The sequence below is a fragment of the Polaromonas sp. P1_F4 genome (genome assembly GCF_056405675.1).
In genome coordinates this window covers 201,199-214,917 of sequence record NZ_JBFUBP010000006.1, presented here as the reverse complement: position 1 = coordinate 214,917, position 13,719 = coordinate 201,199, and the positions used below count along the sequence as shown (strand labels likewise).

The following is a 13,719-nucleotide window of genomic DNA, read 5'->3' as shown; positions in this document are numbered from 1 at the left end:
GGAGCCCCGGAAGCCTCAGCAAAAAGGCCTCTCGCGGGAAGGAGCCCTGCCCCCGCCTGCGTTCGCCACGCTTTTGCAGTCAGTCACTGCAAATGAGAATTGTAAGCATCTACAATTGTCCGCATGTTTCTGGATATCTCCCAGTTGGGCGTGCACTACGCCGGCCGCTCAAAACCCGCCGTGGACGGCGTGTCGTTCAGCCTCCAGGCAGGGGAAATCGGCGTTCTGATCGGGCCTTCAGGTTGCGGCAAAACCACCTTGCTGCGCGCAGTGGCTGGCCTTGAACGGGCCAATGCCGGCAGCATTACGCTGGCAAAGGATGTGGTGAGCACCGCCGCCTTGCATGTGCCGGCCGAATCCCGCCGCATCGGCATGGTGTTTCAGGACTACGCGCTGTTTCCGCATCTGGATGCCGCGCACAACGTGGCCTTCGGGCTCACTCATCTAACACCCGCTCAGCGCAAGCAGCGCGTCGCAGACGTGCTGGAGCTGGTCGGCCTGGGCAATGTGCACAAGCGCTTTCCGCATGAGCTTTCAGGCGGCCAGCAGCAACGCGTGGCACTGGCGCGCGCGCTGGCGCCGCAGCCGCGCCTGCTGCTGCTGGATGAACCTTTTTCCAACCTGGACGTGGACTTGCGTGAGCGCCTGGCGCACGAGGTGCGCGGCATCCTGAAGGCGGCTGGCGCCACAGCGCTGTTCGTCACACATGACCAGCTGGAGGCTTTTGCCATCGGCGACCGCATCGGCGTAATGCACCAGGGCAAACTGCACCAGTGGGATGAGGCTTATGCGCTGTACCACCGCCCTGCCACCCGATTTGTGGCTGACTTCATCGGCCATGGTGTGTTTGCGCAAGCGCATATCGAGCAGCGCGGCGACGACGTGGTGGTGCACACTGCGCTGGGCGACCTGACGGACATGCTCGAATGCCCCTTGCCCGGCGCGTATGCCGGCGGCCTGTGCGACGTGCTGCTGCGCGCCGACGACATCGTGCATGACGACAACGCACCAGTGAAAGCGCAGATCGTGCGCAAGGCATTTCGCGGGTCAGAGTTTTTGTACACGCTCAAACTGCAGACGGGCGAAACGGTAATGGCGCACGTGCCTTCGCACCACAACCACGCGCTGGGCGAGTGGATAGGCATTCGCGCCGAGGTCGACCATGTGGTGACCTTTCCGCGCGAAACCGGCGCGGTGCAGGCCTGAAGCCCTGTCCTTAGCCCTGCGTCTGCCTCAGGCGCTCAACGTCCTCTCGCAGCGTCTCAGCCCACACCCGTCGTGTCTGGCCTTGCGGGGCCTGCGCCTCGCCGAAGGTGACGATCGCCTTGATGGGCGGCGCCGTCAGGGTGCGCCAGATCGAGCCGACCAGGGTTTCGTCGTCCACATAGCTGGGCGCAAAGCTGGTTTCGCCGCTGGCGGCATCGATAAACTTCAGCGCCACCGGCTGCACCGGCACAGACGCTTCAATGGCCGCCTGGATAAGGTTGGCGTGAAAGTGCTTGAGGGTGATGCCGTCGCCGGTGGTGCCCTCGGGAAACACCGCCAGGATGTCGCCCGCGCGAAGGCTGTCGGCCATTTGCGTGACGACGCGGTGGGCGTCGCGCCGCGACGTGCGCTCGATGTACAGGGAACCTGCGCCGTCTGACAGCGTGCGCACAAAAGGCCAGTCCCGAACATCCGCCTTGGAGACAAAACGGCAGTGCCGCGAGGCATGCATCACCAGGATATCGAGCCAGGAAATATGGTTGGCCACCAGCAACACCGGGCCACTGGCAGGCGGCGCGCCCTGGACCACCAGCTCAATGCCCACGATGCGCAGCATGGCCCCGGCCCATGCCTGTACGCGTGCCTCCTGTTCAGCCTGGGGCAGCTTGGGGAAAACGGTCTTGATGGTCCAGAAACCTGTCACCGCGTGCACGACCGCACGCAGCAAGGTCCAGACAAAGCGAAGCCACTTCATGCACGACACCTCATACGCAAAACGGGCACGTCAGTGCGAGGCTTCAGGGGCTTCATACGCGAGCTGCCCGCCCACGATAGTCCAGCGCACTCGCGCAGGCATCTGGTGGCCCGAGAACGGCGTGTGCTTGCCCTGGCTGCGCAAGGCGGCGGGCTCGACTGTCCACTCACCGGCGGGGTCGAACACGCAGATGTCGGCAACACCACCCTTGACGAGTTGCCCCGCGCTGGCCTGCAGCGTACCAAGCGCGTTGCCCAGCACCCGTGCCGGTTCGCTCGTGAGCACCGCCAGCGCGCGCTGCAAACCGGCTTCGCTGTCAGCGCCCCATTTGCAGGCCAGGCCCAGCAGCAACTCAAGCCCGGTAGCGCCGGGCTCGGCTTCGGCAAAGGGCAGTGTCTTGGCATCTTCGTCGACAGGCGTGTGGTCTGACACCAGCGCGTCGATGGTGCCGTCGGCCAGTCCCTGGCGGATGGCGTCGCGGTCGCGCTGCTGGCGCAGCGGCGGGTCCAGCCGCATGCGGCTGTCGAAGTAGCCGATGTCCACGTCGGTCAAGTGCAGGCTGTTGATGCTGACGTCACAGGTCACGGCCAGGCCTTCTGTCTTGGCCTTGGCCACCAGGGCCACACCCGCGGCGCTGCTGATGCGGCACAGGTGCACGCGCGCGCCGGTGGCACGCACCAGCTCGAAGATGGTGTGCAGTGCGATGGTTTCGGCGGCGACTGATACACCGCTCAGGCCCAGGCGCGTGGCCAAAGCGCCGCTGGCAGCGACGCCGCTTCCCAAGTACATCTCTTGCGGGCGCAGCCAGACGGTGTAGCCGAAGGTCGAGGCGTATTGCAGGGCGCGCATCATGACTTGCGTGTTGGCCAGCGGCACCTCGGCCTGGCTGAAGCCTACGCAGCCCGATTCCGTCAATTCGACCATCTCGGTCAGCGTCTCACCCTTGAGCGCACGCGTGAGCGCACCTAGCGGGAACACGCGCGACTGGTGCAGCTTCTCGGCGCGGAACTTGAGCATTTCAACGAGGCCGGGCTCGTCGAGTACCGGATCGGTATCAGGCGGGCAGACCAGGCTTGTGACGCCGCCGGCCACAGCCGCGGCGAGTTCGCTTTCGAGCATGCCTTCGTGCTCGTGCCCAGGTTCTCGCAAGCGGGCGGACAAGTCGATCAGGCCGGGGGCGACGATGCAGCCCGTGGCATCAATCGTCTTGTTGGCCGTGAAATCAGCGGGCGGGCCTTTGAGCGAGACGATGCGGCCCGCGGCAATTGCCACGTCGCAAACTTCGTCGAATTTCGAGGCTGGGTCGATGACGCGGCCGTTTTTTATGAGTATCTTCATGCTTCGTTCCCTGCGACTATGCTCATGACGGCCATACGGACTGCAATACCAAATGTGACTTGCGGCAGGATCACACTCTGCGTGCCGTCGACAACGGCGGAGTCAATTTCAACGCCGCGGTTGATAGGCCCGGGGTGCATGACGATGGCGTCTGGCTTGGCCAGTTTCAATTTTTCGGTGGTGAGGCCGAAGCTCTTGAAGAACTCCTGGCTGCTGGGCAATAGCGCGCCGGACATGCGTTCGTTCTGCAGCCTGAGCATGATGATCACGTCGGCGTCCTTGATACCTTCTTCGAGCGTGTTGCAGACACGCACGCCCATCTGCGCCATGTCGGCGGGCACCAGGGTCTTGGGGCCGACCACGCGCACTTCGGGGCAGCCCAGCGTGGTGAGTGCGTGGATGTCGGAACGCGCCACGCGCGAGTGCAGCACGTCACCGACGATGGCGACCGTGAGCTTGCTGAAATCTTTCTTGTAGTGCCGGATGGTGTACATGTCGAGCAGGCCCTGCGTGGGGTGCGCATGGCGGCCGTCGCCGGCGTTGATGACGTGCACATGCGGCGCGACGTGCTGGGCGATCAGATAAGGTGCGCCCGATTCGCTGTGGCGCACGACGAAGAGATCGGCGGCCATGGCACTCAGGTTGGCGATGGTGTCGAGCAGCGACTCGCCCTTGGAGGCCGATGAGCGCGCGATGTCCAGGTTGATGACATCGGCCGACAGCCGCGTGGCGGCGATTTCGAAGGTGGTGCGGGTGCGGGTGGAGTTTTCAAAGAAGAGATTGAAGACACTCTTGCCGCGCAGCAGCGGGACTTTTTTGACTTCGCGGTTGTTGACGCTGACGAAGTTGGCGGCGGTGTCGAGGATCTGCGTCAGGGTGGCCTTGGGCAGGCCTTCAATCGACAGCAGGTGAATCAGCTCGCCGTTTTTGTTGAGTTGCGGATTTCGTCGATACAGCATGTGATGGACTCCTTGGGGTCTCTTGGTTTTTTGGGGGTGGCCTGGCAGTAATAGTGATGGTGACGATTAGCCCTGAACCTGGAAGCTGAACTTGCCGTCCCCTGCGCGGGCGAGTTCAAGCGACTGCGAAGCGGGCAAGGCCACGCGCGCCACCGCCAGGTCGGGCTGCACCGGCAGCTCGCGCCCGCCGCGGTCTACCAGTACGACCAGCTTGACACTGGCGGGCCGGCCGTAGTCAAACAATTCGTTGAGCACCGCCCGGATGGTGCGGCCGGTGTAGAGCACATCGTCCACCACGACCAGGTGGGCGCCGTTCACGTCAAAAGGCAGCAGCGTTTGACCGCTGGAAGCCAGGCCGCGCTGTGAAAAATCGTCGCGGTGCATGGAGGACGACAGCACGCCGGCTTCGCCTTCCAGGCCCAGGTCTTTTTGCAGGCGCTGTGCCAGCCACGCACCACCCGAGGCCACGCCGACCAGCTTGGGTGGTTGGGGATAAGACGCCAGTTGCTGGCGCATGCCGCGCAGCAGGTCGCTATACAGCGCCTCAGCGTCCAGGGTCAGGCTGCTCATGGAAAACTCCTTAAAAACTGCTCGAGGATGATGCAGGCCGAGGCTGCGTCGGCATCGGCTGCGCCGCCGGCCAGTGCTTCGGTGGTGCTGTAGCGTTCATCCACCTCAAAGACCTGCAGGCCGAAGCGCCCGCGAAGCTGGCGGGCGAACTTTTGTGCGCGCACGGTATTGTCGTGGCTTGCGCCGTCGGGGTGAAAGGGCACGCCGATGACGAGGGCGTCGGGCTGCCACTCCTTGATGCGCGCCTCGACCGCCTTGAGGCGGGCGTCGATGCCTTCAGCGTTGATGGTGGGCTGGGGGGTGGCGGTACGGGTCAGCACGTTGCCGGTGGCAACGCCGGTGCGCTTGAGACCGAAGTCGAAAGCCAGAAAGGTTTGGAGGCCAGAGGCCCGAAGGGAAGGCATGGCCGCAAGGCTCATGCGTGACCGGCCTCGGGAGAGAGCATCCAGCTTTGCAGGCCCAGCAGCATGAGCGCCTTGTCGTAGCGTTGCTCTACCGGTGTGTCGAAAATCACACCGACGTCGGCAGCGACCGTAAGCCAGCTGTTGTCCGAGATTTCTGATTCCAGCTGGCCTTCACCCCAGGCCGAATATCCGAGGGAGACAAACACCCTGCGCGGGCCAGCGCCCGTGGAGAGCGCTTCCAGCACGTCTTTGGAGGTGGTCATTTCGAGGCCGCCAGGAATCGTCATCGTCGAGGCATAGACCGATTCGTTGCCCGGCATCATGGATTCGTGGAGCACAAAGCCCCGTTCGGTCTGGACCGGGCCGCCCTGGAATACCGGGGACTGGGTCAGGTCGTCGCGCCGCAGAGGCAACTCGACCTTGTCGAACAGGTTCTTGAGATTGATATCGCTGGGCTTGTTGATGACCAGCCCCAGCGCACCCCGGTCGCTGTGTTCGCACATGTACACCACACTCTTGGCAAAAGCTTCATCGTCCATCCCCGGCATGGCAATGAGGAAGTGGTGCGTGAGGTTGATCGATGCAGAATCCGTGGCCATGGCGGGATTTTACGCCGGACGGGACGGCGCGGGGAGCCCAACCTGCCGGCCACCCGCCAATCCGCGGGGGGATCTAAGGCCGGATAGCCGCTTTTCGCTACGATGGCCGGATGCAAAAGAAGTATGAAACGGGGTTGATGTGGTTCAGGCGCGACCTGCGGGTTCAGGACAACGCTGCTCTGTACCACGCGCTGAAGGCATGTAAGCAGGTGTATTGCGCATTTGTTTTTGACAAAACCATTCTGGAGGCTTTGCCCCGAACTGACCGCCGCGTGGAATTCATACAGGAATCGGTACTGAGCCTGGATGGCCAGCTGGAGAAGCTGGGCGCAGCGGCTGGCAGCCTCGGCGCCGGACTGTTGACGGCCTATCACGATGCCGCGGACGCGGTGGTGCGGCTGGCCGCTGAGTTGGGTGTCGACGCCGTTTTTACCAACCACGATGACGAACCCCGGTCGCTGGCGCGCGACGCGGCGGTGCTGGCGGCGCTGGAGGCCGGGGGCAAGGCCTTTCACAGTTTCAAGGATCACGTCATTTTTGAGCGCCAGGAGGTGCTGACCCTGGCGGGCAAGCCTTACACCGTGTTCACGCCTTACAAAAATGCATGGCTGAAGAAGGTGGACGATTTTTACCTCAAAGCTTATCCCGTCGAAAAGTACGGTACGGCCTTGGCACCGGTATCGGCAAGCAGGCGCCCTGTCCCATCGCTGGGCGAGTTGGGGTTTCAAGCCAGCAACCTGTTGGCACTGAAAATCCCCACGGGCAGTGAAGGGGGGGCCCAGCTTTTGGGGGATTTCGTTGGCCGCATGGCGCAGTACAAGGAGGTGCGGGACTTCCCGGCCGTCAAGGGCCCGAGTTATCTGGGCGTGCACCTTCGGTTTGGCACGGTGTCGATACGGCACATGGCTGCGTTGGCTTTGAACGCTGCAAATCGAGGGAATGAAGGTGCCGCCACCTGGCTCAGCGAATTGATCTGGCGTGATTTTTACGCGCAGATCCTTGCTAATTTTCCGCACGCCGTCGGCAGCGCGTTCAAGCCGGACTATGACGCGATACAGTGGGAGAGCGGGGACAAAGCCCAAGTGCTTTTCCAGGCTTGGTGCGAAGGCCGGACGGGCTACCCGCTGGTGGACGCGGCAATGGCCCAGATTAATCAGACGGGCTATATGCACAACCGCCTGCGCATGGTGACTGCCAGTTTCCTCGTGAAAGACCTCGGCATCGACTGGCGTTGGGGCGAACGCTACTTTGCCGAAAAGCTCAACGACTTTGACCTGTCAGCCAACAACGGCGGCTGGCAGTGGGCGGCAAGCACGGGTTGTGACGCGCAGCCTTATTTCCGCATCTTCAACCCGGTCGGCCAGAGCGAGAAGTTCGACGCCGCAGGTAAATTTATCCGCAAATACCTGCCGATGCTGGCACAGCTGCCAGACAAGGCTTTGCACAGCCCTTGGCTAGCGAACCCGCTGGAGCTGGCCGCCGCGGGCGTGGTGTTGGGCCAAAACTACCCGATGCCCATCGTGCAGCACGACGAAGCGCGGGCACTGACGCTGCAGCGCTACGCAGTCGTAAAAAAGGCCTGAGAGGAACTCTCAGGCCTTGCTATTATTTTAGGAGCTGCTTGCGCACGTTCTGCCTGGATTACAGCCTGATTTTGCTGTTTTTCTCAGGCAGAAGCGGCGGTTTCGGCGGCGCAGTAGTGGCGCACCAGACTCATCAACTCTTCTTCAGAGAACGGTTTGCCCAGATAGTGGTCGACGCCCAGCTCCTTGGCATGTTCACGGTGCTTCTCGGCGATGCGGGACGTGATCATGATGATGGGCAGGTTATTGAGGCGCACGTCAGCCCTGATGTTGCGCGCCAGGTCAAAACCATCCATGCGCGGCATTTCGATATCTGACAGCACCACGGCTGGCCGCTCTTCCTGCAGGCGTTCAAGCGCTTGCAGACCGTCGGCCGCCATGGAGACACGGTAGCCTTCACGCTGAAGCAGGCGTTGCGTAACCCGGCGAACCGTAATGGAGTCATCGACCACAAGAATCAACGGGATCTGCGGGGCGACAGGTGCCGACATCGTCGTTTTCGCGACGCTGCCGCTGCCGCCGTCGGTGGTTGCCGCGGTAGCGCCGGAGCCTTCAAGCATGTGCGGCTCGGCCCGGTCTGAACTCCATGCGCGCGCCTGCTGGCCATACACGGAAGCCAGCGCAACCGGGTTGTAAATCAGCACGACCGCACCGGAAGCCAGTACCGACATACCGGCCAGGCCAGGCAGTCGGGACAATTGCGGGCCCAGGTTCTTGACCACAACCTCCTGGTTGCCCAACACTTCATCGACGTGCAGGGCAATGCGCTGTGCGGCGCTTCGGAAAATCACGACCGGTGTGGTTTTGCCCTGGGCTTCGGCGCTGTGGTGCGAGGCCTGCAGCAATGCGCCGGACCAGAAGAAGGGCATCGACTCACCGGCAATCTCCAGTGTGCCGGTGTTATAGGCTTGCTGCAGTTCTTTGGCCGAAGCGCGCCTGACGGTTTCCACAACGTTGGCAGGTACGCCGATTGAGAGATTGCCCGAGCGGATCATCACCACCTGCGTCACAGCAGTAGTCAGCGGGAGTACCAGCTTGAAGTGCGTTCCCTGACCGGCGACGGTGGAGGTTTCGATCCGGCCACCGAGCGCGTTGACTTCGGAGCGGACCACATCCATACCGATGCCGCGTCCCGCCAGCTCGGTCACCTGCGCGGCCGTAGAGAAGCCGGGCATGAAAATCAGGTTCGCGGCGTCGCCGTCTTCCAGCGGTTGATCAGCCGTGATCATCCCGAGGCTGATGGCCTTTTCGCGGATACGTGCCAGGTTCAGGCCAGCGCCGTCATCGCTGAAGTCAACCGAAACGTCGTTACCTTCCTGGCGCAAGTGAACGGTGATCAGGCCGACCGGGTCCTTGCCCGCATCGGTGCGAACCTGCGTACTTTCAATACCGTGGGCCACGCAGTTACGCAGCAAGTGCTCAAAGGCAGGCGTCATACGGTCCAGCATGCCGCGGTCCATTTCCATGGTGCCGCCCAGCAAGTCCAGGCGGACCTGCTTGCCGGTTTCCTTGGAGGCCTGGCGCACCACGCGGTACAGGCGCTCGGAGATGCCTTCGAACTCCACCATGCGGGTACGGAGCAAGTCGCGCTGCAGCTCTCGGGTCTGGCGAGCCTGGGCGATCAAGTCGTCTTCGGTGGCTTCCACCGTGCGCTGCAAGGTGCGCTGCACGGTTGCCACGTCATTCACCGACTCGGCCATCATTCGCGTCAGTTCCTGTACGCGGGTAAAGCGGTCGAACTCCAGCGGGTCGAACCCTGCCTGGGCTTCCTTGGCCTGAGCCAATCGCGACTGCATCTGGGTTTCAGCCTGCAATTCAATGTCCCGCAGCTGCTGGCGCAAGCGGTTCAAGTTACCGCTCATGTCGTTCAGCGAGCCCCGGAGCTGGCTGAGTTCGGCTTCCAGCCGGGAGCGCGTGATCATGACCTCACCAGCCTGATTCACCATGCGGTCAAGCAACTGGGAGCGCACGCGGATCGAGGCGTTGGCCGCCTGTCGCAGCGGCTGCATGGCCATGGTCTGCGGCGCAGGCACCGTGAGCTTGCGGCCCGCACCGACGGCAACCGGAGCGGCGCTCTCGGCTGGAGTTTCCTGTGCATCCACAATTGGAGCGGGCTTGTCCTGCATCGTCGACTTCAGTACGGGCTCAACCGTCGCGATAGGTGCAACAGGCGTAATAGGCGCAAGCGTGACGGGGGCAGCCGCAGCAGCCGCATCAGCTCGGCGCAAGGCCTCAAATGTCGCTTCCATGGCGTCAAAACGCGTCATCAGGGGCTCGAATTCCTGGGTTGAAGCCGCATCAGAGCCGAGATGTTCGATTTCGGACTCAATCCGGTGAGCCATTTCGCCTAGCCGCAATGCACCTGCCAGCCGGGCGCTGCCTTTGAGCGTGTGAAGTGCACGCAGGACTTCCATGCGTGCGCCCTGGTTATCAGGACGTGAAGACCACTGCCGCAGTGCGCCTCCCAGCTGGGGCATGAGTTCTGCAGCTTCTTCTTCAAAAATCGGGAACAAGTCGGGGTCGATCGCATCGACCGCATCGATTTCGTCGTCTTCGTCTTCCTCGAAGTTCGAGTTCACTGGTGCAGCCACGGTCGCTACCAGCCGGGCAGGCGGAGAGACGACAGCAGCAGGTGGAGGCACCGGCGTGACCTGAGCGGGGACAGGCATTTCAATTACCTGGGCCAGGGTCACTTCTGGTTCTGGCTCCAGTGAGCGCACCGGCTCTACGGAGACCGTTTCAACCTCCACCGATTCGGGGGAGAAGTCGAAGTCGGAAAAATCGTTACCCGGGGGCAAAACCGAATCAGAGAAATCGAGTTGCTTCAGCCTGTCAAGGATGGTTGCATCCGCCTCCTTGAGAAACCCGGCGGCAAACTGGTGCAGAAGCCGACGGATGTCTTCCGCTGCATCAACAAATACCTGGCCATACCTGGCAGCGCCATTGCTGTGATGAACGCTGGATTGCTGCAAAGCCTGTTCAAGCGCCCGAGCCATTCCGGACAGGGCATGGAACCCGACAGTCGCGGAACTTCCCGCGAGGGAATGGGCCAGGGCGACGGTAGAGTCGCTGACCGGCTGGTTCAGCTCGAGCGCCCATTCGGCCACCTCAGTCACAAGCCGGCGTGACCACTCATCAGCCTCATTCAGGTAGACGTTGTAAAGCGGAATTCCAATGCGCAAGGCACCTATAACCTTGACCTGTTCGTCACCATTGCCATCCAATGGCAGCACACTGTCAGTTGCATCGACCACATCATCCGTCTTCAGAACTTCGGCAGCCTGCAGGTGTTGCGGTTGCCCGGCGAGATCGGCGCCTTCGGCCGCTGCCGGCAAATGTTTGTGCCCCTCAGGGGTGAAATCAAAGACCACAGGCGCCGGCTGTTCAGCCGCCACGGCCTCAGCCTGAAAGTGCTTGTCGAAATCCGCGTCCGACAGTTCGATCGGTTCTGTTGCATCTATCTCCAGGGATGCGAACGGCTCCGCCGCAGCGGGCTGCGTTGACGCTGGTGTTGTATCAGCAGTCGCAGAAACCGCGGACAGACTGCCGAAATCAATGCCTTCAATTTCTGTCACAGACGGACCTGCAGGCTCCACAGGGCTCGCGATCGCAGCTGTAGCTTCCGACTCAAACATGAGGTCAAAATCCAGATCCGTCACGACGGCCGGGTCGGCAACAGGTTCAGCATCCACGGTCTCGGGAACACCTGAATCCAGCTCCAGCTCAGGTGCCAACGCTGTTGGCATTGCTGCCACGGCGACCACAGGAACCTCGGCAGCATCGACTACGGCAGTCACCAGGGGGCTGTAACGGCCCTCGGTGCGCATTGCATCGGCGCTGGCACGGAAAGTAGACGCCGACCACGAGCCATCGCGATTTCCTGCAATGTCTTCAATCCACTTTGCAAAACCGCCCATGGCTTCCAGCGACAAAGCCCGGAATTCATCCGTGGCGACCTTCTGGTCGGCCAGCCAGCTATTGAGCATCTGCTCAAGCGACCACGCCGCCTCGCCGAACTCGTTGAGCCCCACCATGCGGGAACTGCCCTTGAGCGTATGAAAAGCACGCCGCAAAACCGTGAGTTGAGATACATCGGCCGGATCATTGACCAGTGCAGCCAAAGCTTGCTGGCCGTTGCCGACAACTTCGCGTGCCTCTTCAAGAAAGATGTCACGGAGGTCGTCTTCTTCAAAATCATCCGACGCGGCCGGGCTCTCAGGCGCCGCCTGCACCGGCGTTACGGCAAATGCCAAGGTCGTCAGCGCCTCCGCGGCAACACTCGCGTTGCTTCCGGAAACAGCGACGGCGGCTTCGCGCGCACTTTGAGCAAGCGCAGGCTGTTCGGCCAGCGCCGCATGCGTGGCCAGCGTGTCAAGTTTGAGCGTGAGGTTGTGGTCAGTTTCGCCAAGACCCGCATCCTGCACAACAGAAATCACTTCCTGTGACAGCACATCATTGTTGACCGTGACAGAGGTCGCCGCACTGGCGGCGTTCTGGGTACGGCCCATCAAAGGTTTGAGCTCGCCTTTTTCCGCGTCATAAACAAACAGTTTTTTCGCCAGCGCCGGCTGGTAATTCAACATGTCGATGAGGAAACTCAAGGCGCCAAGGTTGTTTCCGAGGTGCTCGAATGTTCCAGCCGCACGCGCGAGCTGTTCATCAATTTCAGTGACCAGCATCTGCTCGACGCTGTCTCGCATGCGCAGCACGGCGTGGGAGGCCTGGTCAAGCCCCAGTACCGACAGCACGCCACGCATTTGTGAAAGCTGGCCCGGCACGGATTGAAGCGCGACTTTGTCCTGCGGGTTGCGAAAAAACACATCAAGTGATTTTTCAAGCTCACCCAGCGACACACGCAACTCACCGACTACGCTGCCCATGGTCTGCTTGTCACTGACCCGGCGATACAGCTCTTCCATCCAGCCTTCCAGGGGCTGTGGCTCGCCGCCTGCACGGACGCCTTCCAGCCGCTCAGCAAGATTGGCGGTTCTCACAGCCAGCTGGGGATCGTTCGGATCCAGGTCATCAAAAGCAGCTTCAAGGTAAAGCACCGAGGTGGCCACTTCCATGGCCAGTTCTATTCCTGGGGCCTGACCAGACCGGACCGTCGTATCCACGGCGCGAGTCAATGCCTGCGCAAGAGGTTCGCTGGGCGGATGAAGCTTGAGCAGAGAATCCGTGACGAGACTGAACTGGTCCGTCACGGACTTGAATTTATTGGCGTCCCCGGCGGAAAGTGACGACCAGGTTTCTTTCGCAGACGTGATGCGCTTGCGGGCCTGGGCGAGCAGAGCTGGATCAAAACGCCCGAACTGAACGAGCTCATAGTCCACCGGTTTGAATCGATTGAGACCATAGGCTGACCGGACTGCAGAAAGTGCAGGCGTGTCGCTGGCACGGGGAGAAACAGCCTGCGAACAGAAGAAGAGCAAATCCTGCGCCAGCCGATCCGATACCCCCGTATCACCTTTGGCAAGCGAGGCATACTGCATCAGGATTCGTGATGCAGCTCGCCGTACATAGATGTCCGACCCGAGCAACTCATGCGCGACCGCTTCGAAATAGGCGGCTGCAATCTTCCAGAATATCCTGGGTTGGCGGTCCGCCTGTCTGGCCGCAAATCCGAGGCTGAGCTCCTTCAGTTTTTTGGCCGCCTGCGGCGCCTTACCCTTCATGATTTGAAGCACCGATTGATCCATGACGGCGCGAGCACCATCATCGTAATTGCGGGGCTCCGCTGTCGTCGCCAGTTCCGGCTCCAGCCAGCGCCACTCAAGCGGCCACAAGTCGGCCGGATGAATGCGGTCGGCCCGCACCAATTCCTGCACATCACGGTATTGGGGGAAAAGCGAAACGGGCGACACGGGCTTGTCGGCCAGCACACCCTCCAGATACTCGGTCAGCGCAAAACTGGCGCGCTCGATTTTGCCGGCGGCGTCCTGGCTGCATTGCTCAGGTTGCTGCACAAATTTCTGCACCGCAGCTTCCATCGCTCGCAACACCAAGGCTGGCCCGGCAAGGCCCACCATTTCGAGCGCGCCCACGGCCTGGTGCAGTTGCTGCCGTGCGATGCGCAACTGGCTGGCATCAAGCGCCGCAAGATCGGACCCACGCGCAGCTTCCGCGTCCCGCACAAAACGCTTCAGCGCTTTGGCAGCACCGTCCAGCGATTTGCGAAGTTCGTCAAGTACCCAGGCCAAGGGGCCCAGGTCATTGACAGCGAGATCGAGCTCGGCAGCTGTTGAGTTCGGGACGTTGGATTGCATAGATAACGGGCCGGTTCAGGAATCGGTGTCAGGGGCGAAA

9 protein-coding genes are annotated in these 13,719 nt (G+C 61.8%); 2 read left to right on the top strand and 7 right to left on the bottom strand.

From position 1 onward, the window contains the following. The first annotated feature begins 123 nt into the window (after positions 1-123). Positions 124-1,206, top strand: coding sequence for an ABC transporter ATP-binding protein (locus AC1DYQ_RS14225; protein WP_477687317.1), 1,083 nt, complete (start codon positions 124-126; stop codon positions 1,204-1,206). 10 nt (positions 1,207-1,216) lie between these two features. On the opposite strand, the gene AC1DYQ_RS14220 is transcribed toward AC1DYQ_RS14225, so the two are convergent. The 6 genes from AC1DYQ_RS14220 to AC1DYQ_RS14195 all read right to left on the bottom strand — a co-directional run bounded on the left by AC1DYQ_RS14220 (position 1,217) and on the right by AC1DYQ_RS14195 (position 5,830). Then, positions 1,217-1,960: a lysophospholipid acyltransferase family protein gene (locus tag AC1DYQ_RS14220; RefSeq protein ID WP_477687316.1), complete on the bottom strand. Its 744-nt coding sequence runs from the start codon at positions 1,958-1,960 to the stop codon at positions 1,217-1,219. A gap of 30 nt (positions 1,961-1,990) precedes the next feature. Continuing rightward, positions 1,991-3,298, bottom strand: a complete 1,308-nt coding sequence (locus tag AC1DYQ_RS14215; RefSeq protein ID WP_477687315.1) for a dihydroorotase — start codon at positions 3,296-3,298, stop codon at positions 1,991-1,993. Then, on the bottom strand, positions 3,295-4,257 hold the full coding sequence (locus AC1DYQ_RS14210; RefSeq protein WP_477668340.1) for an aspartate carbamoyltransferase catalytic subunit: 963 nt from the start codon (positions 4,255-4,257) through the stop codon (positions 3,295-3,297). Before AC1DYQ_RS14210 ends, AC1DYQ_RS14215 begins: the two co-directional genes overlap by 4 nt. A 66-nt stretch (positions 4,258-4,323) precedes the next feature. Then, positions 4,324-4,827 (bottom strand): bifunctional pyr operon transcriptional regulator/uracil phosphoribosyltransferase PyrR, encoded by a 504-nt coding sequence (gene pyrR / locus AC1DYQ_RS14205; protein WP_477687314.1) that lies wholly within the window; start codon positions 4,825-4,827, stop codon positions 4,324-4,326. Next, positions 4,824-5,246 carry a Holliday junction resolvase RuvX gene (gene ruvX, locus AC1DYQ_RS14200; protein ID WP_477687313.1) on the bottom strand — a complete coding sequence of 141 codons (423 nt, stop codon included), beginning with the start codon at positions 5,244-5,246 and terminating at the stop codon, positions 4,824-4,826. The genes pyrR and ruvX overlap by 4 nt, the downstream gene beginning before the upstream one ends. Continuing rightward, positions 5,243-5,830 (bottom strand): YqgE/AlgH family protein, encoded by a 588-nt coding sequence (locus AC1DYQ_RS14195; RefSeq protein ID WP_457281035.1) that lies wholly within the window; start codon positions 5,828-5,830, stop codon positions 5,243-5,245. Before AC1DYQ_RS14195 ends, ruvX begins: the two co-directional genes overlap by 4 nt. 110 nt (positions 5,831-5,940) lie before the next feature. Between AC1DYQ_RS14195 and AC1DYQ_RS14190 the strand changes: the two genes are divergently transcribed. After that, positions 5,941-7,413, top strand: a complete 1,473-nt coding sequence (locus tag AC1DYQ_RS14190) for a cryptochrome/photolyase family protein (protein WP_477687312.1) — start codon at positions 5,941-5,943, stop codon at positions 7,411-7,413. 83 nt (positions 7,414-7,496) lie between these two features. Here the strand turns inward: AC1DYQ_RS14190 and AC1DYQ_RS14185 are convergent, their stop codons facing one another. Further along, positions 7,497-13,679 (bottom strand): hybrid sensor histidine kinase/response regulator, encoded by a 6,183-nt coding sequence (locus tag AC1DYQ_RS14185; protein WP_477687311.1) that lies wholly within the window; start codon positions 13,677-13,679, stop codon positions 7,497-7,499. Between the last annotated feature and the right edge of the window lie 40 nt (positions 13,680-13,719).

Excerpts from the sequence above, each read along its gene's own strand:
- AC1DYQ_RS14225 (WP_477687317.1), top strand. The coding sequence starts at position 124 with ATGTTTCTGGATATCTCCCAGTTGGGCGTGCACTACGCCGGCCGCTCA.
- AC1DYQ_RS14220 (WP_477687316.1), bottom strand. The coding sequence starts at position 1,960 with ATGAAGTGGCTTCGCTTTGTCTGGACCTTGCTGCGTGCGGTCGTGCAC.
- AC1DYQ_RS14215 (WP_477687315.1), bottom strand. The coding sequence starts at position 3,298 with ATGAAGATACTCATAAAAAACGGCCGCGTCATCGACCCAGCCTCGAAA.
- AC1DYQ_RS14210 (WP_477668340.1), bottom strand. The coding sequence starts at position 4,257 with ATGCTGTATCGACGAAATCCGCAACTCAACAAAAACGGCGAGCTGATT.
- pyrR (WP_477687314.1), bottom strand. The coding sequence starts at position 4,827 with ATGAGCAGCCTGACCCTGGACGCTGAGGCGCTGTATAGCGACCTGCTG.
- ruvX (WP_477687313.1), bottom strand. The coding sequence starts at position 5,246 with ATGAGCCTTGCGGCCATGCCTTCCCTTCGGGCCTCTGGCCTCCAAACC.
- AC1DYQ_RS14195 (WP_457281035.1), bottom strand. The coding sequence starts at position 5,830 with ATGGCCACGGATTCTGCATCGATCAACCTCACGCACCACTTCCTCATT.
- AC1DYQ_RS14190 (WP_477687312.1), top strand. The coding sequence starts at position 5,941 with ATGCAAAAGAAGTATGAAACGGGGTTGATGTGGTTCAGGCGCGACCTG.
- AC1DYQ_RS14185 (WP_477687311.1), bottom strand. The coding sequence starts at position 13,679 with ATGCAATCCAACGTCCCGAACTCAACAGCTGCCGAGCTCGATCTCGCT.